The 22,014-nt window shown below is 62.2% G+C and carries 20 protein-coding genes and 1 tRNA gene; 9 read left to right on the forward strand and 12 right to left on the reverse strand.

The window, feature by feature from the left end:
* Positions 1-60 precede the first annotated feature (60 nt).
* Together O4H62_RS14340 and O4H62_RS14345 are read right to left on the reverse strand one after the other, a co-directional pair.
* Positions 61-1,335, reverse strand: coding sequence for an ABC transporter substrate-binding protein (locus O4H62_RS14340; protein WP_269388836.1), 1,275 nt, complete (start codon positions 1,333-1,335; stop codon positions 61-63).
* Positions 1,322-2,407 (reverse strand): ABC transporter ATP-binding protein, encoded by a 1,086-nt coding sequence (locus O4H62_RS14345; protein WP_269388837.1) that lies wholly within the window; start codon positions 2,405-2,407, stop codon positions 1,322-1,324. The genes O4H62_RS14340 and O4H62_RS14345 overlap by 14 nt, the downstream gene beginning before the upstream one ends.
* 394 nt (positions 2,408-2,801) lie before the next feature.
* On the opposite strand from O4H62_RS14345, the gene O4H62_RS14350 reads away from it, so the two are divergent.
* Positions 2,802-4,082 carry a hypothetical protein gene (locus O4H62_RS14350; protein ID WP_269388838.1) on the forward strand — a complete coding sequence of 427 codons (1,281 nt, stop codon included), beginning with the start codon at positions 2,802-2,804 and terminating at the stop codon, positions 4,080-4,082.
* A gap of 15 nt (positions 4,083-4,097) precedes the next feature.
* Here the strand turns inward: O4H62_RS14350 and O4H62_RS14355 are convergent, their stop codons facing one another.
* The gene (locus O4H62_RS14355) at positions 4,098-5,501 is read right to left on the reverse strand and encodes a hypothetical protein (RefSeq protein WP_269388839.1); all 1,404 of its coding nucleotides are present in this window, start codon (positions 5,499-5,501) and stop codon (positions 4,098-4,100) included.
* A gap of 398 nt (positions 5,502-5,899) precedes the next feature.
* Entirely contained in the window at positions 5,900-6,106 is a 207-nt protein-coding gene (locus tag O4H62_RS14360) for a hypothetical protein (protein WP_269388840.1), read from the reverse strand.
* A gap of 141 nt (positions 6,107-6,247) precedes the next feature.
* Here O4H62_RS14360 and O4H62_RS14365 point away from each other — a divergent pair, with 141 nt between their 5' ends.
* Positions 6,248-7,753, forward strand: a complete 1,506-nt coding sequence (locus tag O4H62_RS14365; protein WP_269388841.1) for an EF-hand domain-containing protein — start codon at positions 6,248-6,250, stop codon at positions 7,751-7,753.
* Positions 7,754-7,984: 231 nt separating this feature from the next.
* On the opposite strand, the gene O4H62_RS14370 is transcribed toward O4H62_RS14365, so the two are convergent.
* Positions 7,985-8,131, reverse strand: coding sequence for a hypothetical protein (locus O4H62_RS14370; protein ID WP_269388842.1), 147 nt, complete (start codon positions 8,129-8,131; stop codon positions 7,985-7,987).
* A 380-nt stretch (positions 8,132-8,511) separates the two neighbouring features.
* On the opposite strand from O4H62_RS14370, the gene O4H62_RS14375 reads away from it, so the two are divergent.
* Positions 8,512-9,192: a permease gene (locus O4H62_RS14375; protein ID WP_269389468.1), complete on the forward strand. Its 681-nt coding sequence runs from the start codon at positions 8,512-8,514 to the stop codon at positions 9,190-9,192.
* A 279-nt stretch (positions 9,193-9,471) separates the two neighbouring features.
* Here the strand turns inward: O4H62_RS14375 and O4H62_RS14380 are convergent, their stop codons facing one another.
* Positions 9,472-10,503: a Fe(3+) ABC transporter substrate-binding protein gene (locus O4H62_RS14380; protein WP_269388843.1), complete on the reverse strand. Its 1,032-nt coding sequence runs from the start codon at positions 10,501-10,503 to the stop codon at positions 9,472-9,474.
* A 409-nt stretch (positions 10,504-10,912) separates the two neighbouring features.
* On the opposite strand from O4H62_RS14380, the gene O4H62_RS14385 reads away from it, so the two are divergent.
* Together O4H62_RS14385 and O4H62_RS14390 are read left to right on the forward strand one after the other, a co-directional pair.
* Positions 10,913-11,500 (forward strand): TetR/AcrR family transcriptional regulator, encoded by a 588-nt coding sequence (locus O4H62_RS14385; RefSeq protein ID WP_269388844.1) that lies wholly within the window; start codon positions 10,913-10,915, stop codon positions 11,498-11,500.
* A gap of 59 nt (positions 11,501-11,559) precedes the next feature.
* Complete coding sequence (locus O4H62_RS14390) at positions 11,560-12,537, forward strand: zinc-binding dehydrogenase (RefSeq protein ID WP_269388845.1); 978 nt, start codon at positions 11,560-11,562, stop codon at positions 12,535-12,537.
* A gap of 62 nt (positions 12,538-12,599) precedes the next feature.
* Here O4H62_RS14390 and O4H62_RS14395 read toward each other — a convergent pair whose 3' ends face one another.
* Positions 12,600-13,577 carry an aldo/keto reductase gene (locus O4H62_RS14395; protein WP_269388846.1) on the reverse strand — a complete coding sequence of 326 codons (978 nt, stop codon included), beginning with the start codon at positions 13,575-13,577 and terminating at the stop codon, positions 12,600-12,602.
* Between the two features lie 59 nt (positions 13,578-13,636).
* Complete coding sequence (gene allE, locus O4H62_RS14400) at positions 13,637-14,383, reverse strand: (S)-ureidoglycine aminohydrolase (RefSeq protein WP_269388847.1); 747 nt, start codon at positions 14,381-14,383, stop codon at positions 13,637-13,639.
* Between the two features lie 261 nt (positions 14,384-14,644).
* On the opposite strand from allE, the gene O4H62_RS14405 reads away from it, so the two are divergent.
* The 3 genes from O4H62_RS14405 to O4H62_RS14415 all read left to right on the forward strand — a co-directional run bounded on the left by O4H62_RS14405 (position 14,645) and on the right by O4H62_RS14415 (position 18,213).
* Positions 14,645-15,538, forward strand: coding sequence for an NAD(P)-dependent oxidoreductase (locus O4H62_RS14405; RefSeq protein ID WP_269388848.1), 894 nt, complete (start codon positions 14,645-14,647; stop codon positions 15,536-15,538).
* A gap of 285 nt (positions 15,539-15,823) precedes the next feature.
* Positions 15,824-17,059 (forward strand): GGDEF domain-containing protein, encoded by a 1,236-nt coding sequence (locus O4H62_RS14410; protein WP_269388849.1) that lies wholly within the window; start codon positions 15,824-15,826, stop codon positions 17,057-17,059.
* A gap of 296 nt (positions 17,060-17,355) precedes the next feature.
* Positions 17,356-18,213, forward strand: coding sequence for a hypothetical protein (locus O4H62_RS14415; RefSeq protein WP_269388850.1), 858 nt, complete (start codon positions 17,356-17,358; stop codon positions 18,211-18,213).
* A 188-nt stretch (positions 18,214-18,401) separates the two neighbouring features.
* Here the strand turns inward: O4H62_RS14415 and O4H62_RS14420 are convergent.
* Positions 18,402-18,477, reverse strand: a tRNA-Ile gene (locus tag O4H62_RS14420).
* 341 nt (positions 18,478-18,818) lie between these two features.
* On the opposite strand from O4H62_RS14420, the gene O4H62_RS14425 reads away from it, so the two are divergent.
* Positions 18,819-19,574, forward strand: a complete 756-nt coding sequence (locus O4H62_RS14425; RefSeq protein ID WP_269388851.1) for an SIMPL domain-containing protein — start codon at positions 18,819-18,821, stop codon at positions 19,572-19,574.
* A gap of 112 nt (positions 19,575-19,686) precedes the next feature.
* Here the strand turns inward: O4H62_RS14425 and O4H62_RS14430 are convergent, their stop codons facing one another.
* The 3 genes from O4H62_RS14430 to O4H62_RS14440 all read right to left on the reverse strand — a co-directional run bounded on the left by O4H62_RS14430 (position 19,687) and on the right by O4H62_RS14440 (position 21,984).
* Positions 19,687-20,073, reverse strand: coding sequence for a hypothetical protein (locus O4H62_RS14430; protein WP_269388852.1), 387 nt, complete (start codon positions 20,071-20,073; stop codon positions 19,687-19,689).
* A gap of 289 nt (positions 20,074-20,362) precedes the next feature.
* Complete coding sequence (locus O4H62_RS14435) at positions 20,363-20,734, reverse strand: hypothetical protein (protein WP_269388853.1); 372 nt, start codon at positions 20,732-20,734, stop codon at positions 20,363-20,365.
* A gap of 233 nt (positions 20,735-20,967) precedes the next feature.
* Positions 20,968-21,984 (reverse strand): DUF4424 domain-containing protein, encoded by a 1,017-nt coding sequence (locus O4H62_RS14440; protein ID WP_269388854.1) that lies wholly within the window; start codon positions 21,982-21,984, stop codon positions 20,968-20,970.
* Between the last annotated feature and the right edge of the window lie 30 nt (positions 21,985-22,014).

Genomic DNA, 22,014 nt, shown 5'->3' on the forward strand with positions numbered 1-22,014 from the left:
TGCGTATCCCGGGCAGGAATGGCGGGGCGCGCCTGAAGAGCGCCCCGCCGGATGATGGGATCAGTGGTAGGCCTTCAGGATCGCGTCGGCCTCGGCCTGGGCGCCATCGAGCGCTTCCTTGGGCGATTTCTGGCCGGTGATTGCCGATTCCAGCGCCGAGTTCAGGAGCTGCGTCACCTTCGGACCTTCGAAGGTCGACAGTTCCGCCACCGCGTAGTCGAGCTGGTCGCGGGCAACCAGCGCCTGCGGGAAGCCCTTGACATAGTCCTTCATCGTCTCGGTTTCCCAGACGTCCGGACGCGGCGCGACGTAGCCGGTCGCGATCGTCCACTTGGCGGCCTGTTCCGGAGCGGTCGCCCATTTCACGAAGTCGGCAGCGGCCTGCAGTTCCTCGTCGGTCGAGCCCTTCAGCAGGTAGAAGTTGCCGCCGCCCGTGGGCGCGCCGTTCTGCTTCAGGCCCGGCAGGAAGCCGACGCCGAAGTCGAACGGTGCGTTGGTGCGCACGTTGGTGAGGTTGCCGGTGGTGGTCCAGATCATCGCTGCCTGACCTTCGAAGAAGGCCTTCGGCGTGCCGCCCCAGTCGAGGATGCCCGGCGCCATCACGCCGTCCTTGGAAGACAGCGACACCAGCGCTTCGAGCGCGCCGACAGCGGCGTCCGAATTGAAGTTGACGTTCTTGCCGGTGTCATCGGCCAGCAGGCCGCCATTGCCGGCGACGATGCCGGTCCAGAGCCAGGACGGGAAGCCCGAGGACGGGATATGCACGCCCCACTGGGTGACGTTGCCGCTCGCGTCCTTGACGGTCAGCTTCTTGCCCATCTCGACCATTTCGGCCCAGTTTGCCGGACCCTTTTCCGGGTCGAGGCCGGCAGCCTTGAACGCTTCCTTGTTCCAGTAGAGAACCGGCGTCGAGCGCTGGAACGGGATGCCCCAGGTCTTGCCCTCGGTCTGGCTGTTGGCCATGAACGCCGGGTAGAAGCCGCCGATCCAGTTCTTCTGCTCGTCCTCGGTGAGGTAGTTGTCCCAGGCGACGATCATGTCCTCGTCGATGAAGGTGTACATGTCGGTCGACAGCGAGATGATCAGCTGCGGGGCATTGCCGCCGCGCACGGCGGTGATCGCCTTGGTCGTGGTGTCGGCATAGGAGCCGGTGTAGATCGCGTCGATCTTCACGCCTTCATTGTTGGCCATGTATTCCTCGGTCAGCGACTGGATCGTGTCCGCCGCGGCGCCGCCGACGGCGACCGGGAAATAGAATTCGAGATCGACGGCGTTTGCCTGGCTGGCAAACAGCGTCAGCGCCGAGGTCGCCAGAAATACGTTAAGCAGTTTCATGGGTAAGATCCTTCTTGGGTTGGGAGGCTGTGGGGTGGTCAAACTGCGTCAGCCGGGTGCCGGTTGCCGCATCGAAGATGCTTTCGTGGCCCTCTGCCCAGCCGAGCGCGAACCGCGCCGGCGGCGGCGCCGCACTTGCAGGCATGCGCATGATGAAATCGGTGTCGCCAAGCCGGGCGGAAACGAGCCGGTCCGCGCCCAGATACTCGACCCCGCGCAACTCGGCCTCCGGGCCGCGCGCGGCAACGCTCAAATCTTCGGGCCTGAGACCGATCAGGTGGCCCTCGCCGGCCCCGCCCTTGAGGCCTTCCTGCCCAGCGAACAACCGGCCCGGGAACAGGTTCATCGGCGGCGTGCCGATGAAGCCCGCGGTGAACACCGTGGCGGGCCGCGCATAGACCTCTTCCGGCGTGCCGACCTGCTCGATCCGGCCGGCACTCATGACGATGATCCGGTCGGCCATCGTCATCGCCTCGATCTGGTCATGCGTGACATAGACCACCGTCAGCCCCAGCTTCTGCTGGATCGCCCTCAGTTCGACGCGCATGTCGGCGCGCAGTTTCGCATCGAGATTGGAAAGCGGTTCGTCCATCAGGCAGATCGGCCGCTCGCTGATCACCGCGCGGGCGAGTGCGACGCGCTGCTGCTGCCCGCCAGACAGTTCCGAGGGCTTTCGCGCCAGCAGCGCCGAAAGCCCCATCATCGCCGCGACCTGGTTGAGGCGCTGCAGCCGCTCGGCCTTCGAAACCCTGCGCACCTTGAGCCCGAACAGGATGTTCTCGGCGACCGAGAGATGCGGAAACAGCGCGTAGGACTGGAACACCATCGACAGGTCGCGCGCGCTCGGCGGCAAATCGCCGACATCAGTGCCGCCGATCCGGATCGCACCGCTCGTCTGCCGGTCGAGCCCGGCAATCAGCCTCAGAAGCGTCGATTTCCCGCAGCCCGACGGTCCGAGCAACACGGAAAAATCGCCCGCATCAAGCGAGACGGAAACATTATCAAGCGCTGCCGTCTGGCCAAAAAGCCGCGAAACATTCTCGATCTGGATCTGCGAAGGACTGGTCTGCATGGCCGTGCAGGAACCATTGTCCCGTGAACGCCGGATGACAGATTTGCGAAGTTTTTGTGTACGCGGGTCGTTTCACACAGCGGCGGGTGGGGCCGGAAGCTCGCCGCACAAGCCAGCGGCCTGGAGGAACAGGGTTTTTCGGGTGCGCGGATGGCATCCCTCCGTCGCGAGGGGTAGGTGAGAGAGACCTCCCGGAAAGGCTCATCCGGGGGCTCCCACGATAGACGGGAAGTATCGGCCTATTGCATCGGAAACGAATGGCTGGAATGGGACGATTTTTCCAGATCTGCCCGATCACATCTGCAGCCGGGAGACAAAAAATCTGCCTTGAGCCTCTTGAGAGTTTGCCCTCCAACTCTTTCAATAACCCTATCGCATTTCAGGGGAAGTTCACGTGACGCATCAGAATATCGACCTGCCGGAAGATCCGCGATTCTATCCGCTATCCATCGCTGCGCTGCATGCCGCCGAAGGTGACGGGATCAAAGCGGGTCAGCCGGTCTTTGATCTCGTCGATTCATCAGGCAACAGCTTCACCATTCGCGCCCAGAACCGCGGCAGATTGCTCCGCATCCTCTTCCGCACTGGTGAGACGATCTCTGAGCCGGGACATCGCGTTGTTGAATACGCGCTAACCGAGCCTGCCGGCCGGGTTCCCGAAACAAGACTGCAGATATTCGGGATCGCGCTTGATCGGCGCGCAGGAGCTTATCCGATACGGATCGGCGGCATCCGCGTGAAGGCCGGCGACGACATCGCCAAGGGCATGCCGTTATGGGACTATGAAGACCGGAACGGAACCGCGTTGACGGCCTATGCGCCGCAGCAGGGCAAGATCTTCGGCCTTCGTGTCGCGCCGGGCGACATTTTCACCGAACCGGGACATGCTGGAGTGAACTACGTTCCCCTTGATGTGCCCGCAGCAGACGCCACGCCTCCGGCGGCAGACAGACCGACAGCGCCCGCAGGCGCCCCCGACTGGCAGATCAGGACCCTCTGTCTGTCGAGGCAGGCGGATCACTATCCAATCCGAATCAGGGACGTGTTCGTGAAGCCAGGAGCCGATTTCGCCGCCGGCGACCGGCTCTGGCAGATGGAAAACCGGACGGGGAGGCTCGTTTGGGGCGAGGCGCCTTCAGCGGGTAGAGCGGCTGCGGTGCGTGTTTCGCCCGGCGATATCTTTACCGAACCGGGAATGCCCGGCATCGATTACATTCGGATGGAGCCGGTCGCAGCCTCTCGACCGGCAACTGCAAAGGCGCCGTCCCGGCCCGCCTCTCCGGCAACGCCCAGGCGACCCGCCATGTCGACCGATCTCGGCGCCTTCGACAAGATGCCGGACGGCAGGTACGTCTTCGTTGTACGCCACCAGAAGCGCTTCGTCGCAGGCCTTGCCTTCGCTACCGTGCTCATCTGCGGTGCCGCGATCCTCGGCGAAACCGGCTACAACCGGCTGACCGACAGTTTCCGCGCGTTGACGAACCCGATGAGCTTTTCCTCCGGCGGGCAAGCCATCACGAAGCCGGAAAGCCGCTCTGCTGCGGACATCGCCGAGAAAGCCGATCTCGACCGCGCGAAGAACGATCTGGACCGGGTCCTGGCCGCGAGCGGTCCGGGCCAGACCTCGCCGAACCCGCAGCAGCAAGCCAACTTCACCGCCTGGATAGATGGCTAGTGTCTGCCAGCACCCTTAACAGCCGTTTCGCCGCGGTTCGGAGGACTCTCCCGCATTCCGTTTTTCCAGCAACGTCAGATTTCGATCATAGACGGCGCAGGTCAGGAGCGGAACAGTACCGCATCGGCCAAAATTCAGGCCGGGACTGCAATTGTTTGGGACGGAGCTCCACGTCCCGACGGCAAGAGCGATTGAGTTCGCGCCTGCTTCTGAAACGACACAATCTGAGGTATCCAAACGCCGCTTTGGTACTTTAACCGCAGAATCGATGACGGAAACTTCGGATGGCCGCTCGTAGGGGAAGATGTGGTAACTGCAATTGCCGTTGTTGTTTTTCACCTGCACCACATAGGTGTTCAGAACAAGCCTTCCGCTTTCGAAAGGGCCGGCGACTTTTTGATCGCCATCCATGACATAGTAGCCGGCATCGGGGAGTTTCTTGCCCTGCTTGTCCCAAGAAAGAAGTTCCATGCGAAGCGGACGGTGACTGCGTTCCGGAGCATCGAAATTCGGCAGATGGCCCCGTGGCATGGCGTCGACGTCCGGTTCCGTTGACTTGAAGCGTGCCTTGCGCTGGTTGAAGCGCTGGCGGTAGGTCTCCACCGTCTCCACCGCAACCTGATAGGGGGCATGATTGTCGCCGATCTTCGTCTCTTCAGGCAGGGCCGCCATCTTCTCGATCCGCTGCGCCAGCTTGTCGATGGACTTCGGAGTCACGCTCTTCGGGTCGGTTTTCCTGATATCGTAGCCGTAGCTGCGGCTGATCCCCGCCTCCAGCAGCTTCTCCGCTTCCAGCAGGCGCTCCTTCTCGTCCTGCCTTGACGGGCCCGTGTACCACTTCTGCAGGTCCAGCCAGGAGATCTTCGTACTGAGGATCCGCGCCGAAACCAGCTTGAGCCCGGCCTTCAGCGCCTCCTTGGCTTCCGCCGGCCACAACGGACCGCCTCCATTGCTGAAAAGCGCGCCCCAGGCCGGCGACCCAGGCGTGTTGTAGGACCACGTCTGTCCGTCGCCCTTGCCCGGCGCACCGACATCGGCGTGCAACGAAACCACGTTGTTGGAGTTGCCGCCGACCTGGAAGTCGAACTGCATCTTGACGTCGTAAAGCCGGGGACCGAGCAAGGCTTCCTCCGGCAGATCGGCCAGGGAAATGGACTGGCTTGCCGTCGTCGGATTGAGGAAAGCGGGCACCGAACCGGAGCTTTCCGGATGCGTCTTGTAAAGGAACTGCACGCTGACCACCGGCTCGCCGAGCAGTGTTCCCACGGCGATCTTCGAGTCCCAGTCAAACACCAGCGTGCCGTCGTTTCGGTCACGAACCCGCTCCTGGCGCCCGGACGCGGTCTGGAAGCTTTGGGCTTGAACTGTCACGCTGGCGGAAATGAAAAAAAGGAAGGTGAAGGAAAGAAAACGAAGCACGGCAATGGGGATCCTGAAGAAATGCACTTGAGATGTTTCCCCAAAAAAGCCGGGATGGCAACATCGTTTCCGCCATGTCTCAAACGCCATTCAAACGGACCGAATGAAGGCGCCAAGCGATCCTGAACATCATTAGGCGGTTCATGCGGCCTTCCTGATGGACAAGGTTTCTTGCCACCGTGAAGCAGTACAGTGAGTGACCGACCCGGGGAATGGGCTTGGTTTGCGGCTATGTTCGGCATGGGCGCGCAAAGCAATCACCCGTTCGAACAGCGCCCGATATAGGGTTTTCCCCCACCCCCACCCACGCAAAAAGGCCCGGACGCCAAATGTCCGGGCCTTTCTGGTGCCGGGGGAGAGGTCATATACTCCCCGGCGATATGTGATCTCGGGCGGGCTTACTTGTAGCCGACCTCGTTGTAGATTTCCTGGGCGCGGGCCTGGCGCTTGCCGAGCTCGTTCAGATTGAGCGTAGCGGCGGTGAATTCGCCCGGGCCCTCGACCACCGAGGAGGCCGCCACCGTCGGCACCACCCGATACTCGTTGTTGCTGTTGGCGAAACAGGACTGCGCCGAATCCGAGGTGAAGTCTTTCAACAACTTCACCGCGTTGTCATGGTTCGGCACCAAGCTGATCACCACTTGGCACGGAGCCGGTTTGTTAAAATTGCAGATAGCCGAGGGGTAAAGAATTTACATTCCCATAATAGCAAAGCTACTTATGTTTGCATCCGGAGATTGCAGCCCATGATGAGCAAAGCTATACAAATCCTGGTCATGTCCACCCTTCTGTCTGGCATCCCGAACGCGAGCACATTCGCTTCCTCTGAAATGCCGCCGCTTCCATTCCCGTCGATGAATTCGCGCGAGAATTATCTGAAGCTGTTGCTTCTGTCCTTCCGCAAATACGCCGGAGAAGATCAGGTTTTGACGGATGATGACGTCAGATCCAATGAAATGCGCGCCATCGCCCAGCGTCGCAACTACATGCTCACACCGGTAATCAACGCTGACCTGGACGGCGACGGTCAGGTGACCCCATCAGAATGGAACACCAACCTCAAATCGAAAAGGCATATCGCCGATGGTTTTGACAGCTGGGACACCGATAAGAACGGAGTAATCACGCTGCTGGAGGCTTATGCCTATGCACAAAGCGCATCGGCCAAGTTGGTCGCCCAATCTCGTGAGTCGAACCACTTCATCAACGAATTGATGAAGTTCGATTTGAATCAAGACGGAAGATTGACCGCCCACGAGCTGGAAAGCGGCGGGCGCCGCGCCTTTGCGGCCTATGACGCCGACGGCGATGGCTTGATCTCGCCCAAAGAATTGAAAAACTTGAAGCGGGACCGCAGGATTACCCCTGGGATCAGGAGGCTTTCGGCGGGGTGCAACTTCCCGCGACCGGGAGCTGACGACAGGGTCTTCGTGATCGGCTCATACGAAGCTGGCCGCCTGTCGAGCGTCAGCGTCGCAGGTCAGGACACGGAAACAGAAACCAGCGAAATCCATATAGAGGACGGCAAGGAGCCAATCTATCTGGTCGCGACGTCCTATACCCCCATGATTTGGCGTTTGACCGGGCATACCGAGCGCATCTCGCATTTCGTCTCGAACGCCTACCGAGGCGTTGGCGTCACCGGTATCGACAAGGACAAGGCCACCCTTACTGGCTTGGGTCGCTGCACGATCCGCTTTGACAAGAATAACACCAGTAAAGCCACTTTCGATTCGCTGGCGGCCGCGATCGGCAAACCGGTCGACGGCATATTCGACAGCTACACACTTCCCGGACTGGTTATTCCCTCGCAGGCGGTAGCGCCGAAGGACTGGCCCCCCTCTCGCAAGAGTGTGGCGAGGCGCAAGACCGAGTTTCAAACCGGCAATCTAAAAGCAGTCGCTCGCAGCACCATGGAGTCCTTTCGAAGATTCTCCCCTGGCGGTGTGGCTTTCCTGGATGCCACCTCTGTCATCGCGTCCGGAACGGCGGAAGACTATCAGGTCCTGCCGCAGGAAGCAGGGCTGGTGCAATTGATGCAGGACGGTGCCGTCACGCTGGAACGCGGTTACTATGTCATAAACAAACCCATCGCCCGCTTCCCCGCTGGACTTAACGGCGCCCATTCGGTGCGCTTCCTGCTGGAAGACGGTGTTCCTATGCCTGCGGGGTCTCCGGGACACTCGAAGGTCATCACACGAAGTGAACTTGAAAAAAGGATCCGGCCGCAACCCAGGGAACAAAAGCCATAGCAGCGCATCAGAGCGCAACATCACCGGCAGAATTCGACTGCCGCCGGCTGACTGGATTTGTTGACAATGCTGGCTGTTCGTCCAATGCATCCTGGATGCGTTTCAGCCAAGCACAGCAGGCTAACCCCCCCTCCCCGAAACCGAAAAAGGCCCGGACGCCAAATGTCCGGGCCTTTCTGATCCCGGGGGAGAGGTCATATATCCCCCGGCAGTATTGGTCACGCGACGGGCTTACTTGTAGCCGACCTCGTTGTAGATTTCCTGGGCGCGGGCCTGGTTCTTGCCGAGTTCGTTCAGATTGAGCATGTCGGCGGTGAATTCGCCCAGGCCCTCGACCACGCGTATAGCGGCGCATGGGCCCGCGACTTCGGTGCTCAAAAAAATCCGCGATCCTGACGAATGGTTTTTTGATTTCGGATTTGGGCCCGCATAGCAGGTTCGATGGACTCCGCTGGAATGGCTGAAATGGGGCACGATATCGGACTGCCACCTTTCGGTCGAGCTGGTCCTGGCCCCGAACGCATGCGCACGATCATGGAACCGTGTGTTGTCGGCTCTGTGTCAGACATTGCGGCGCCAACATTTCCATTATCAAAATCTCATGCAACACTTGCGGCGGTCAACCGGCCAGCGCAAATCGCCAGGAGACCCCTTATTGTGTCGCGGGGAAGTTTCAACCAAAGTGACAAGGTCAGCGGGCGCTGGTATGGACAGGCACTTGCAGCCCAAGAGCCGGACAGGAGTGACACTTGGACTTCATGAAGCTGCTGAAGTCGCTCGACGAACTGCTCTATGAGCTGGTTTCGTGGCTTGTATTCTACCCTCTGACGATGTGGCGCACGGTCGTAAACCCGCTGCGCATGATGCGCTATGCAGATACCGAACTCGCGGACAGGCCGGAAGATCAGTACGAGGACACGCTGAGCCCACCATTGTTTCTGCTCATCACTCTTTTGCTCTCGCAAGGTTTTTCCAGTGTCCTGCCATCTCAATTTGATCCGTCTATCGTTGCGAAGCAACTCGGTTCAGCCTCGAACCTTCTGTTGGCAAGAGGCGTAATCTTCGGCATCTATCCACTCTGCATGGCCGTTACATTGTTGCGATGGAAAGCCGTCCGGATCACACGGGATTCGCTCCGCCCCCCCTTCTTCAGCCAGTGCTATGTCACAGCACCTTTTGCATTCTTGCTGGTACTCGGCTTTGATCTGCTGTCCATGCCGGGAGGCTCCGGTGGCACCGCAGGTCTCATCGGACTCGTTATCGCCCTGGTGTGGTATGCACAGGCCCAGATTCGCTGGTTTGTTCTTGATCTCAGGATCGGGAAAGGACTGGCAGTTCTGGCATTTGTCGCAGCGCTGCTTGTCGCGACCATCATCGCTGTTCTGATCACGATTGTCATAAGTCTGGACGCGAACAGCATCGCTGCAGCGGCCGGATAGTGAATGCCAAAGTGCCGTTGATTTTGCCCCGGCAATTATTCTCTGCCGCCCGGCTTAGCGCCGCACGAGTTCATCGGCGGCACGCCCGCATGCCAACATCTGGAGATGCGGGATTTGTCCATCCCGACCCTTTTCGTTCCCGGAGAAGGCGCAAAGCCGCCGAACAGCATCGACCCCGCTCCACCCAAACAAAAAGGCCCGGACGCCAAATGTCCGGGCCTTTCCTGATGCCGGGGGAGAGGTCATGTATCCCCCGGCAGTATTGGTCACGCGGCGGGCTTACTTGTAGCCGACCTCGTTGTAGATTTCCTGGGCGCGGGCCTGGTTCTTGCCGAGCTCGTTCAGATTGAGCGTGTCGGCGGTGAATTCGCCCAGGCCCTCGACCACCGAGGAGGCCGCCACCGATGGCACCACCGGGTACTCGTTGTTGCCGTTGGCGAAGTAGGACTGCGCCGAATCCGAGGTGAAATACTCGAGCAGCTTGACCGCGTTGTCGCGGTTGGGCGCATGCGCGGTGACGCCGGCGCCGGAAATGTTGACATGGGTGCCGTTGCCGCCCTGGTCGGGGAAGACAATGCCGATCTTGTCGATGCCCTCGGTCAGGCCGTCGACCTGGCCGGCGACGCCGCGGGCGAAGTAGTAAGTGTTGGAGATCGCGATGCCGCACTCGCCCGAGACCAGGCCCTTGAGCTGATCGGTATCGCCGCCCTGCGGGTCGCGCGCCAGATTGTCCTTCAGCCCCTGCGCCCAGGTCTTGGCGGCCTCATCGCCATTATGCGCGATATAGGCGCCGAGCAGCGACAGCATGTAGATGTTCGAGCTCGAGCGGGCACACAGCAGGCCCTTGTACTTCGGATCGGCCAGCGCCGCGTAGGTCTGCGGCGGCTCGCTCACCTTGTCCTTGTCATAGAAGATGACGCGGGCGCGCTTGGAGACGCCGAACCAGTGGCCGTCGGGATGGCGCAGGCTTTCCGGGATCCGCTCCTTGAGCACTTCGGAATCGACCGCCTGGAACAGCCCGGCCTGATCGGCGCGCCACAAACGGCCCGCATCGGCGGTGATGAACACGTCGGCCGGGCTGTTGGCGCCCTCGGCCTTCATCCGCTCGATCAGCTCGTCTTCCTTGCCTTCGATCAGGTTGATCTTGATGCCGGTGGCTTCGGTGAAATCGCTGTAGAGCCGCTCGTCGGTGTCATAGTGACGCGACGAATAGATGTTGACCTCGCCATCCGCATGGGCAGGTGCGGCGATCGCCGCAAAGGCTGCAACGGAAGCGAGAAGCGCGATCATGCGCGGTGCCGAAATGGCCATTGGAAGTCTCCCTGGGGTTCTGACGTAAACATGACAGTTGCGATCATGTTTATTCAGGCCCCGTTTTCCTGTCAACCGAGCGGCAGCCAATAAGTGGAGTGTCCGGGAAAACTTTTTCTCCCGATGGCGGCGCCCGTCCGCGCACCACGCACACGGATCGGCGTCTCGCGTGCGCCCGCCCGCCGCGCTTCTCCTTGCAACCGGTTCCGCAGGGGCTGCAGCGCAATGGCACGGGCCGCACCTGTGCCGCCGGCACTGCCCGGACCGCACATGGGTCGCTGGCGCGGTCGAGCCGGATCGCACGAGGATAGCTGGCGCGGTTGAGGCCGCCGCTCGAGCCGGACCCGCCCCGCCGGATCTCACGACTTCGTGACTAGACGACCGGTCTATTTTCTTCTAGACCGCCATCATGACCACACCGAAGAAATCAGACCTGACCCGTTCGCGCATCCTCGATCAAGGCCGCACCCTGGTGCTCGCCCAGGGGTTTGGCGGCCTCGGGCTGACCGAGCTGCTCACCGCCTCGGGCGTGCCGAAGGGCTCGTTCTATTACTATTTCGCCTCCAAGCAGGCCTTCGGCTGCGCCATGCTCGACGCCTATGTCACTGAATACCTGGCGGCCCTCGACGCCATCATCGCCCGCCCGCAGCCCGCTGCCGAACGGCTTGGCAGCTTCTTCAGCTCAGCACTTGAGGGCGATGCCGGCTCGATGGCCGACCGCTGCCTGGTGGTCAAGCTCGCCGCCGAAATCGCCGACCTGTCCGAGGACATGCGCCGGATCCTCGATGACGGTGTCGCCGCCGTCTGCGACCGGCTCGCGATCCTGCTGCGCCAGGGCGCCGAGGACGGCTCGGTCATCCCGCAACCCGATCCCGAAAGTGCGGCCGCCCTGCTCTACAGCCAGTGGCTGGGGGCCGCGATCATCGCCAAGCTGTCGCGCCGGCCCGGACCGCTCGAACAGGCATTTGCCGACACGAAGCGCCGCTTCTTCGCCTGACACCCACCCTCTTCCCATTCCGAAATCCTGCAGAATGCAGGCAACCCAAGGAAACGACCATGAAAGCCGCAAGCTACACACAATTCGGCGAACCCGCCGATGTCCTTACCGTCACCGACGTCCCCCGCCCCGAGCCCAAGCCCGGCGAGGTGCTGATCCGCACCATCCTGTCGCCGATCCACAACCACGATCTCTGGACCATCCGCGGCAGCTATGGCTACAAGCCCGAGCTGCCGGCGCTGGGCGGCTCCGAGGCGGTCGGTATCGTCGAGGCCGTCGGTGAAGGCGTCGATGCCGCCATGATCGGCAAGCGTGTCGTCAATGCCGGCAGGATCGGCACCTGGGCCGAGTATTTCACCGCCTCCGCCGCCGGCGTGCTGCCGCTCCCCGACGCCATTTCCGACGAGGCCGGCGCGCAGCTGGTCGCCATGCCGTTCAGCGCCATCTCGCTGCTCGAATTCCTTGAGGTCAAGGAAGGCGACACCGTCATCCAGACCGCCGCCAATGGCGCCGTCGGCAAGATCTTCGCCGATCTCGCCCGCGCCCGCGGCGTCCGCACCGTCAACCTGGTCCGCCGCGCCGAGGCAGTCGCCGAACTCGAGGCGCTGGGCATGGAAAACGTGCTGTCGACCGACCAGGACGGCTGGCAGAAGCGCGCCCGCGAGATCGTCGGCAAGGACGGCGCGCAGGCGGCAATCGATTCGGTCGGCGGCCCGATCGTCGCCGATATCGCCAACCTGCTCGGCCTCAACGGCCTGCTGGTGGTCTTTGGCACCGCCACCGGCGTGCCGCTGGAACTGCACGCGGGATCGATGATCACCAACCACCTCACCGTCAAGGGCTTCTGGGGCTCGCGCGTCTCCAGCGAAATGGCCGCCGACCAGAAGGTCCGGCTGATCACCGAGCTGGTCACGCTCGCGGCCCAGGGCAAGATGAAACTGCCCTCGGGCGGCGAATTCAGCCTCGACAACGTCAAAGACGCAGTCAAGGCCTCGCTGACCCCGGGCAAACCGGGCAAGATCCTGATCCGCCCCTGATCTGGCTCGATGATGAAACCGCCCGCACCGGCCCTCGCCGGTGCGGGCCTCTACTTCGAGCGTTACAGCCTGACCTGCTCCTCCAGCCGGTCCGTCGCCGGCGGCGGGGTCCGCGACAGCGCTGCGATCCGGGCATGGAGCTCGCGCGTCATCTCGACCTTGACCGAAGCCAGCGACGGCTGCAGCTGCTCGACATTGCGTGCCCCGAAAATCGGGCTGGTCACCGCCGGATGCGCGCCCGCCCAGGCAACCGCCAGCGAGACAGGATGCACACCGAGCTCTTCCGCCAGGCCGGTGAACGCTTCGGCCGTGTCGACAAACCACTCCTCGGAATAGCGGGTTGCGTATTTGTCGTTGCTGACGACACGCCCCGCGTCGGGCCGCCGTCCCTTGCCGTACTTGCCGCTCAACAGGCCGGCGCCCACCGCCGAATAGCTGATCACCCCGAGTTCCTCGGCCAGCGCCAGCGGAAAGATCTCGACCTCGGCCTGCCGCTTGACCAGCGAATACATCGGCTGCAGCACATCGAACCGCGGCCAGCCGTTCCTCTCCGAGATCCCGAGCCCTTTGGCGATCTGCCAGGCGGCGTAGTTGCTGGCGCCGAGATAGAGCACCTTGCCGTTCGCCACCAGCCGCTCGAGCGCCCTCAATGTTTCCTCGAGCGGCACCACCGGGTCCCAGTGGTGCATGAACAGCACGTCGAGCCGGTCGGTGCCGAGCCGCTTCAGGCTGTCCTCGACCGAGCGCAGGATGTTGCGGCGGCTGGCGCCGCGCGCATTGATGTCACCGCCCATCGCGCCAAAGCATTTCGACGTGATCACCAGCTCATCCCGGGTGCCCTTGATCAGACCGCCGAGAATGGTCTCGGCCGCCCCGTCGGAATAAACATTGGCGCAGTCAAAGAAATTGATCCCCGCGTCGCGGCAGGCGGCAAACATCCGCCCCGATTCCTCAGCGTCGGCATCGCCGCCGAACGACATGGTGCCGAAGCACAGTCGCGACACCTGAACGCCGGTCCGGCCAAGCTGCTTGTATTTCATTGCGCGTCCACCCTCGCCTGCTCACTTTTCAATCCGCGATCGCCATGCGGGCCTTGATCTCACCCGGCCAGCGGATCGCGGTTCCAGTTCTTGTAGATCAGGTAGCGCGCAGGCCTGGCGCCCAGCGCCCCGAACCATTGCGGGCAATAGGGGCCCATCCAGATCACGTCGCCGGCGGCCACCGAAAACCAGTCGTCATCGAGCCGGTAGACCCCGCCGCCATCGAGCATCAGCAGGCCATGCTCGACGAAATGCGTTTCCACGTAGGCAAGGCTGCCGCCCGGCTGGAACTCCATCACATTGACCTCGCAGTCAAACCGCTCCGCCACCGGCAACAGCTTGCGCACAGAAAGCAAACCGTCATCCGACATTGGCCGCTCAGGCTGCGCCTCCACCGCGCCGATAACAGGTTCGGGATGCGGCGCACCCTCAAGCGGCGCGAACATCTTCTCCAGCACCACCAGCCGCGCGGCACTCACGGCCCTGATCTCGTGATCCATCCCGGCGGGAATGAGCGCGTAGCCCTCCGCCTCCAGCCGGTGCGCCTCGCCGTCCAGGGTGAGCGTCACCGCCCCCTTGAGCACGAACACGAACCGTTCGATCCCTTCCGCCGGCGCGAGCGCTGCAGCACCTTCCGGCATGTCGGCGAAGAACTGCACGAACCGCGCGCCCATCTGCGGCGAGATCACCACCACGATCCGCGCACCCGGCCAGCCGGGCATCGGCGTCACCTCGTGGCTGTCGGTCGAGATCAGCGCATGTCGCCGCGCGATCACCGAGCGCGTTTCTCCAAACTGTCGTCTCACGGCATATCCTTTCACAAGGCGGCGCATCGGCTTAAGCCTCGATGCGCGCGCAAATCCGGACGGGACCCCATACAAGCATGGAGCGGTCCTTATGGCGACCCGCCACGAGCAAGCGTCCCCTGCAAAGACGAGGGCGTCTGCACCGTGCACTGCAGACCCGCCAGCGCTTGCATCCGCGCCGCCAAGCTGCAAAAATCCGAACGGCAATCCTTGCGTAAGGCTTGACTTACTTATCTCAACCATCCCCACCGGAGACCGGACATGACGCGGACAAACGAGAAAACAGGCTTTATCGGTGTCGGCCTGATGGGGCACGGCATGGCGAAGAACATCGTCGAGAAGGGCTATCCGCTGACCGTGATCGCCCACCGCAACCGCGCCCCGGTCGACGATCTGGTGTCGCGCGGCGCGACCGAAGCAAAATCGATGGAGGAACTGGCCAGCGCCTGCACGATGATCTTCCTCTGCCTGACAGGATCGCCGCAGGTCGCGGAAACCGTCGCAGCGCTGAAGCCGGGCCTCGCCAAGGGCACGGTCATAGTCGATTGCTCGACCAGCGACCCGACGGTGACCGAGCGCCTGGCGGCCGAACTTGCCGAAATCGGCGTCGCCTTCGTCGACGCGCCGCTCAGCCGTACGCCGAAGGAAGCCTGGGAGGGCACGCTCGATTGCATGGTCGGCACGGACAAGGCGACCTTCGCCCGCGTCGAGCCGGTGATCGCCACCTGGGCCGGCAAGATCGTCCATATCGGCGGCGTCGGCGACGGCCACCGCATGAAGCTGCTCAACAATTTCATCTCGCTCGGCTATGCGGCGATCTATTCCGAGGCGCTCGCCATGTCGCAGAAGGTCGGCATTCCAATTGCCGAATTCGACAAGGTGATCCGCGGCGGCCGCATGGATTGCGGCTTCTACCAGACCTTCATGGGCTACGCGCTGGAGGGCAACCGGGAAGCCCACAAGTTCACGCTCGCCAACGCCTACAAGGACATCCGCTACGTCGAATCCATGGCCAATGCTGCAACCGTCGCCACCCCGCTGGCGAGCGCCATCAAGAATTCCTTCGCCACCGCGGTCAACACCGGCGGCGACGGACCCGAGGACTACGTGCCGCATCTCGCCGATTATATTGCCCGGGCAAACGGGATAAAGTGAAGCCCGGCGCCTGAGGCGCCATCACGCCGCAAGGCCGTCCGGACCGTCTCCGCCGGCTTTTTCCGCGCGCCCGGCGCTTGAAGCTTTCGGGCATGCATCCGGCGGCCCTCGCCATGCGCGGCTACATCTTCCACCGGACAGGGCTGTCCTCTGGGAAACCTATTCTTTACTCGCCGTTTATATAAGAGAGCTTCAAGCCTCGAATATTCGACTACAGGCTCCGGCCATCTGTGAACTGGCTTGAACAGAGTGACCTCGTCCTCAGGACATCGAACGGAAAGTTTTATGCGTTTTTCAGCCATGTGGAACCCGCTGTCCTTCGTCGGATACGAGATCGCCTCGAAGACGCAGATCGAGCAAACGGTCCGCGAACTCTACAACAGCCGGCCGCATGTCGCAGCCACTCTCGGGGTCGGCCTCGCCGGTCTGAGCGCGGCCCTGGGCGGAGCCGTGTGGACCGGCATCGCCGCCACGCTGATCGTTCTGGCATGCCTGATCGTCCGCCTGGTGCTCGAACGCCGCTTCGTCGCTCGCAGCCCCGGAGAGATGGACCCGAAATGGATCCGGCTGTTCGTTGCCGGATCGCTCACATCCGGTTTCGGCTGGGGGCTTTCGGGCGCGATGCTGCTTTACGGCACGTCTGCGGACACCCAGGCCATCACCATGGGCGTGGCCTGCGCCATTGCCCACGGCGCTGCCGGCAGGGCCTACATGATGCCCGGTACGGCGTTCTACAACATAGCCCTGATGATCGGCCTGATGAGCATCGGCGCCTATGCCAACGGCAACGTCATCTATGTTCCGGCCTTCCTGCTCTACTTCACCTTCCTCGCGTCCTTCATCGTCCAGATGGTCAACAACCGCATGAGCCAGCTTCGCGCCGAGCAGATGGCCGAGCGGCTTCTGCAGGAACTCACCGAGAAGAACGAGCTGCTGCGCGTCGCCAACGAGACGCTGGCGACCAAGGCCTACAAGGATCCGCTGACCGGCCTTGCCAACCGCCGCAAGTTCGATCTGGCGCTGGCCGAAAGCCTGGCCGCGGCAGGACACAACGGCTTCACCGTCACGTTGATGATGATCGACGTCGATCACTTCAAGGCCTTCAACGACACTTACGGGCACCAGTCCGGCGACGGCTGCCTGCAGCTCATTTCCGGCGCCATCAGCGACACCCTGTCGGGCAGGGACAGCCTCGTCGCCCGCTACGGCGGCGAGGAATTTGTCGTCGTCCTGCGCGGCGAGGACCCGGCGGCGGCAATCGCCATCGCCGAGCGGATCTGCCTGGCTGCCCGTCTCACCTCGCTCGAAACCCTTCCCAATGCCCCGCCGCGCCAGACCATCAGCATCGGCCTGGTCTCCTGCCGCTCCGGCACGGCCACCACCCGCGAAGCCATGCTCGCCGCCGCCGACGAAGCGCTCTACGAAGCCAAGAAAAGCGGCCGCAACCGCGTCTGCGTCTACCGTGGAACGGGCTGGGAAGAGGGCGAGGTGCTGTCGCTCGACGCAGTAAAGCACGCTTGAGGGTTGAAGGCTGGCGGCGGCGAGCGGGCCGCGATAGGAGGGGACTGAGTTTGCCAACCAGCCGCCCTGCAACTTATTGATCTGTAAGATGACTGGTAAGTCTGGAGGGACAAGCATAAATATGCAATATCAACACCTTAAGTAGGCGGATTAGTCATGCCGTTTTCGATGTTATCCGGTTCAGATGGCTAACTTAAAATCAGGCGCTCCATCAATCACCACGGTACAAAGGCCCTTTGGTCTAGCAAAAGCGCAATCTAGGCTCTAAAAGCGCTTAGGTTGCACGGGAGGGTACGTTGGCCAAGAAACCAGAGCGCAAGACCTGTTTCGTTGTTGGACCCATCGGTGCGGACGATAGTGAAGATCGGATCCATGCCGATTGGCTTCTAGAAGAGATCATCGAGCCCGTATTCTTGGAGCACTTTCAAGATTTCGACGTGACGAGGGCTGACAAGATCTCCGTTCCTGGCCGAATTGACGCTCAGGTGATCACACATCTTTTGGAGTCTGAGCTGGTCATCGCCGATCTCACGACACTTAACCCCAACGCCTTCTACGAGATCGGCATCCGGCACACTGTTCAAAAGCCCATTATTCACATGCATCTGGACGGCCAGCGGATACCCTTCGATATCGCATCGTTCCGATCAATCAAGTTCGAGACGAAGCGCCCTAGTGATCTGAGAACTGCGCGCGTGCAGCTAAAGGATGCCATCGCAGTTGCAATAGATCCGAGCCACGAGATCGACAATCCAGTGACCTTCTCGCGCGGCAGAATTCAAGTCTCCGAAAACGCCACACCTGCAGAGAGAATACAAATTGATCAACTTGACCGCATTAACTCCCGCCTGGAAATCTTGGAAAGACGTCAAGTATTGCATTCAGGAGGCGAGGCTCGACACAGACAGACTGAATCGAATTTTGTTGTGTCAGTGACCCCGCGAAATGATGCCTCAGAGGCTGATTTGGACGCTGCGTTGATGCCAATATTTAGTAATTTTCAGGGTGCAACGCTCAGCCACACAAAGCGCGGCACTACTCTGAGTATCCCTAGGGTGCGATTCCCTCGTGATGTCTTAGAGACTCTTAATAAACTCTTAGGCCGAGATTTCGAAGTAGTTGCTCTACCGAGAGAACCCATCGAAACCAGTTAGTTTTGACGCCTGAAAATTAGAGCGGCCCAAGGAATATTCATAGGTTTCCTCGGCCACGGGACGAGCGCACACACCGAGCTCTATTCCCGCGACGCCGATTTCATCCGTCTCGCCGTCGACGCAATGTTAGCCGATGGTGGACCAATCAATGGTTAACCGCCATGCAACCTATTGAAAAATGAGAAATCTGGTAGGCCTGGAGGGATTCGAACCCCCAACCAAGCGGTTATGAGCCGCCGGCTCTAACCGTTGAGCTACAGGCCTTCCTAGCGGGTGCGGCGCTTCGTACCGGCCTTGTGGCGGGCGGACATGCCGCCGGTCGCAAGGCCGGACGCGCCGTCCGGATGCTCGCCGGTTTAGCCCAAAACAGATGCCTTCACAAGCCGTTGCAGGCGCGCGCCCACAGCTGCCCGCATATGGCAACCGGCTAGCGGCCGGCCGGCGCGCCCGTGCATCTGCACACAGGCTGCCCGCCGCCGCAATGCGTCCACATTCGCTCGCCATTAGATCGGGTGTCGGGACACTTGAATTGATGCATGTACCTTGCCGCGCAAACGGGTAGATTTGACGGCGACAGGCATCTGAAACCAGATCGGAGATTTTTCATGACCTCATCGCTTACCGCCCGCAGCCGCATGCTTGTTGCCGGCGCGCTGTCCGCCCTGATGCTCTCAGCATCCGCCCCGGCCTTTGCCGACGAGGCCAAGACGCCCGAGCCCGGCGTGATTTCCGTGTCCGGCGAAGGCGTGGCGGCAGTCGCGCCCGACATGGCGGTGATCTCGCTCACCGTGCTGCGCGAGGCCGAAACCGCGCGCGAGGCGCTCGACGCCAACAACGCGGCGATGAGCGATGTTCTTGCCGCGATGAAGGCCGAGGGCATTGCCGAGCGCGACCTGCAGACCGGCGCGTTTTCGGTGCAGCCGCGCTGGGTCTACCCCGAAAACAAGGACGGCGAGACCCGCGAGCCGCGGATCGTCGGCTACACCGTCAACAACACGCTGACCGTGCGCATCCGCGATCTGAGCCGGCTGGGCGCCATTCTCGACAGCTCCGTCAGCTTGGGCGTCAACCAGGGCGGCAACATCGTCTTCACCAATGACGACCAGGACAAGGTCCGCGAGGCGGCCCGTCTCGACGCCGTCACTAAAGCGAAGGCCAAGGCCGAGGCGATGACCGCCGCACTCGGCGTTTCGCTCGGCCGCATCACGCAAGTTTCGGAAAACTCCTACGCCGCCCCGCCGATGCCGATGGCCCGCGCCGAAATGGCGATGATGGCCAAGGCGGCGGATTCGGTTCCCGTCGCCTCCGGCGAGAACGAGTACCGGGTCACCGTCAACGTCACCTGGGAAATCGCCCAGTAAGAAAAGCTTACTGCGCTTTTTGCGCGGCGGGGAAAATCCCGCACCGGAAGACACCGCAAAACCCCGGGATGGACACATCCCGGGGTTTTGTTTGTGAGGCAGTCGGTGCGGTTCAGCGGCGGAAGCCGATCACCGGGCAGTTGCGCTCGTTGGCGAAGGCGACCCGCACCGGGCGGTGGTGGCGCAGGCCCTCGACGACGACCTGGCGGTGATTGGCAAAAGCGACCGAGGCGCGGCGGACGCCCATGCCGCGGGCCTTGTCGACGGCAAGATTGGGCCGGCAGACATCGCGGCGATCTTCAAAACCGCCCCGTCCGCCGCGACGGTCGTGGTCGCGGCCGCCCCGGCGGTCATTGTCGCGGATGATGAGGTTGCCGCCGGGACCGCCGATGGAAAGCTCGAAGCCGATGCCGCCCGCATTGGCGGCAGGGGCGGATGCGGCGACGCCGGCGGTTGCGACGACGAGGGCGGCAAATGTGGTGCGAAGGAAGCGGTTCATGACGGTATCTCCTGGGGTGGCGACATGGCGCCTGGGCTGGTGGTGTCTGTCTCGACCGGCTGTTCCGTTCGATTGATATGACACTAGTCCTGTCCACCTGAACCGAACCGGAACCACCCGTTCATGCGCGGTTCACGCTGGCGCCTTTTCCACCGCCGGTTCCGGGCCGGCTGCCAGGCCGCGATGGCCGCGCCGGCAGGAAGGTGGGGAACGGCGCAACCTGCGGACATCAAAAAACCCCGGGAGGCGGTCGCCCCCGGGGTTTTGTGTGCCGGGCTTTCCGGCCGGTTCAGCGGCGGAAGCCGATGACCGGGCAGTTGCGCTCGTTGGCGAAGATCACCCGGACCGGGCGGTGATGGCGGAAGCCCTCGACGACGACGCGGCGGTGGCCGGCGCGGACCACATCGGCGCGGCGGACGCCCATGTGGCGGGCCTTCTGCACGGCGCGGTGCGGGCGGCAGACATCGCGGCCGCCGCGATGGCCTTCAAACCGGTCCCAGCCGCCCCGGCGGCCGTGATCGCGGACGACGATGCCGCCGCCGGGACCACCGATCGAAAATTCGAAGCCGATGCCGCCGGCATTGGCGGCGGGTGCGGAAGCGGCGAAGCCGGCAGCGGCGACGGCGATGGCGGCGATTGCGTTGCGGATAATCTTGTTCATGACTGTTCTCCAGTTGGGGCGGCGCTTCGGCGCCTTGAGTGGGTGTCCCTGATTTCGATCCTGTCTCGACCGGATGTCCCGTTCGATTGACCCCACACTAGATCCGCCCGCCTGAACCGAACCGGAACCGGCCATTCATCCTGCGTTCATGAAAATCTGGACGCGCCGGCCCCGGCAGCACAGCAGCCGAAATACGCAGCCGCAGCGCGATTGAACCTGCCTGACCGTCAGGGCTACAGACCGGCCGGCACCAGAAGCAGGATATCCAGATCGCGCTCGGGATAGAAATCGGTCTTTTTCATCTCGAATGTCGTCGGTCCGGTCTTGGTGACGCCTTCGCCGCAAAAGCTGACGATGTTTCTGGTATCGCCCTTGTCGACAGTCAGCGAGAACGAGCCTATCGGACCGGCCCAATTGTTGCCGGTCATCAGGATGTAGGAAATCCAGTTCTCGAAATAGAGCGGAGTGCCGGTGGCCATCGTCGCCTTGCGGCTCTTTTGCGCGATCCGCACCATGGAATCATCAAGGCAGTATCGCTTTTCATACTCGTTAAAGCGCTCGCCGCTCGGCTGGCCATTCTCGTCGAGATAGGTCACATCGACGGTGCCGCCGACACTGGTGGTGTAGCTGTGCCTGACGATCACATCGCTGTTTGCCGGGTAGATGGTTTTCCACCAGTAGACCGATTTCAGCGTCCATTGCGGGACGACGTGATGCTTCATTCCGCTGCCGTCGTCCCACTGCTCGACGCGGATCAGGCCAAGCCCCTTGAAACGCTCAAGCGCTTGCGGGCTGAGCCTCGACAGCGCCGCGCTGGTCGCATCCGCTACCGGCATCAGCGGGATGTCTTCCGCTTTCAGTTCGCCTGTCAGATCGACATTGCTGACGGTGGCCTGTTGCTGCAGCCGGGGCTTGATCGGCTGGCCGTCCTGGCTCACCTCGAAGCCGAGAAAATTGTCCCCCGCATCGGGATCAAAGGCGATGGGCTCGTCAAATCCGCTTTCGATGTCGGGCAGCGGAAAGGCCACCAGCGCCTCGACGTCCTTGTCGGTGTTGTTGTGAAACCGGTATTCCACCCGCACCTGCCGGGGCGAAACATAGAGCTTTTCATCCGCCATGGTGATCGCGTCGGTCTGCACGAAGACCAGACCGCCGGTTTTCAATTCGGCCATGGAATCGTTGGCCGTTGCCGCCGCCGGCACCGAAAGCAGCATCACGATCGCAAGGGCAGCGCGCTTGATCGGCATCATGAAAAATCCTCCGGATTGGGCTGCCACGAG

Origin of the sequence: Parahoeflea alexandrii, assembly GCF_027214025.1 — a bacterium.
In the GTDB taxonomy this organism is placed as follows: domain Bacteria; phylum Pseudomonadota; class Alphaproteobacteria; order Rhizobiales; family Rhizobiaceae; genus Hoeflea; species Hoeflea alexandrii_A.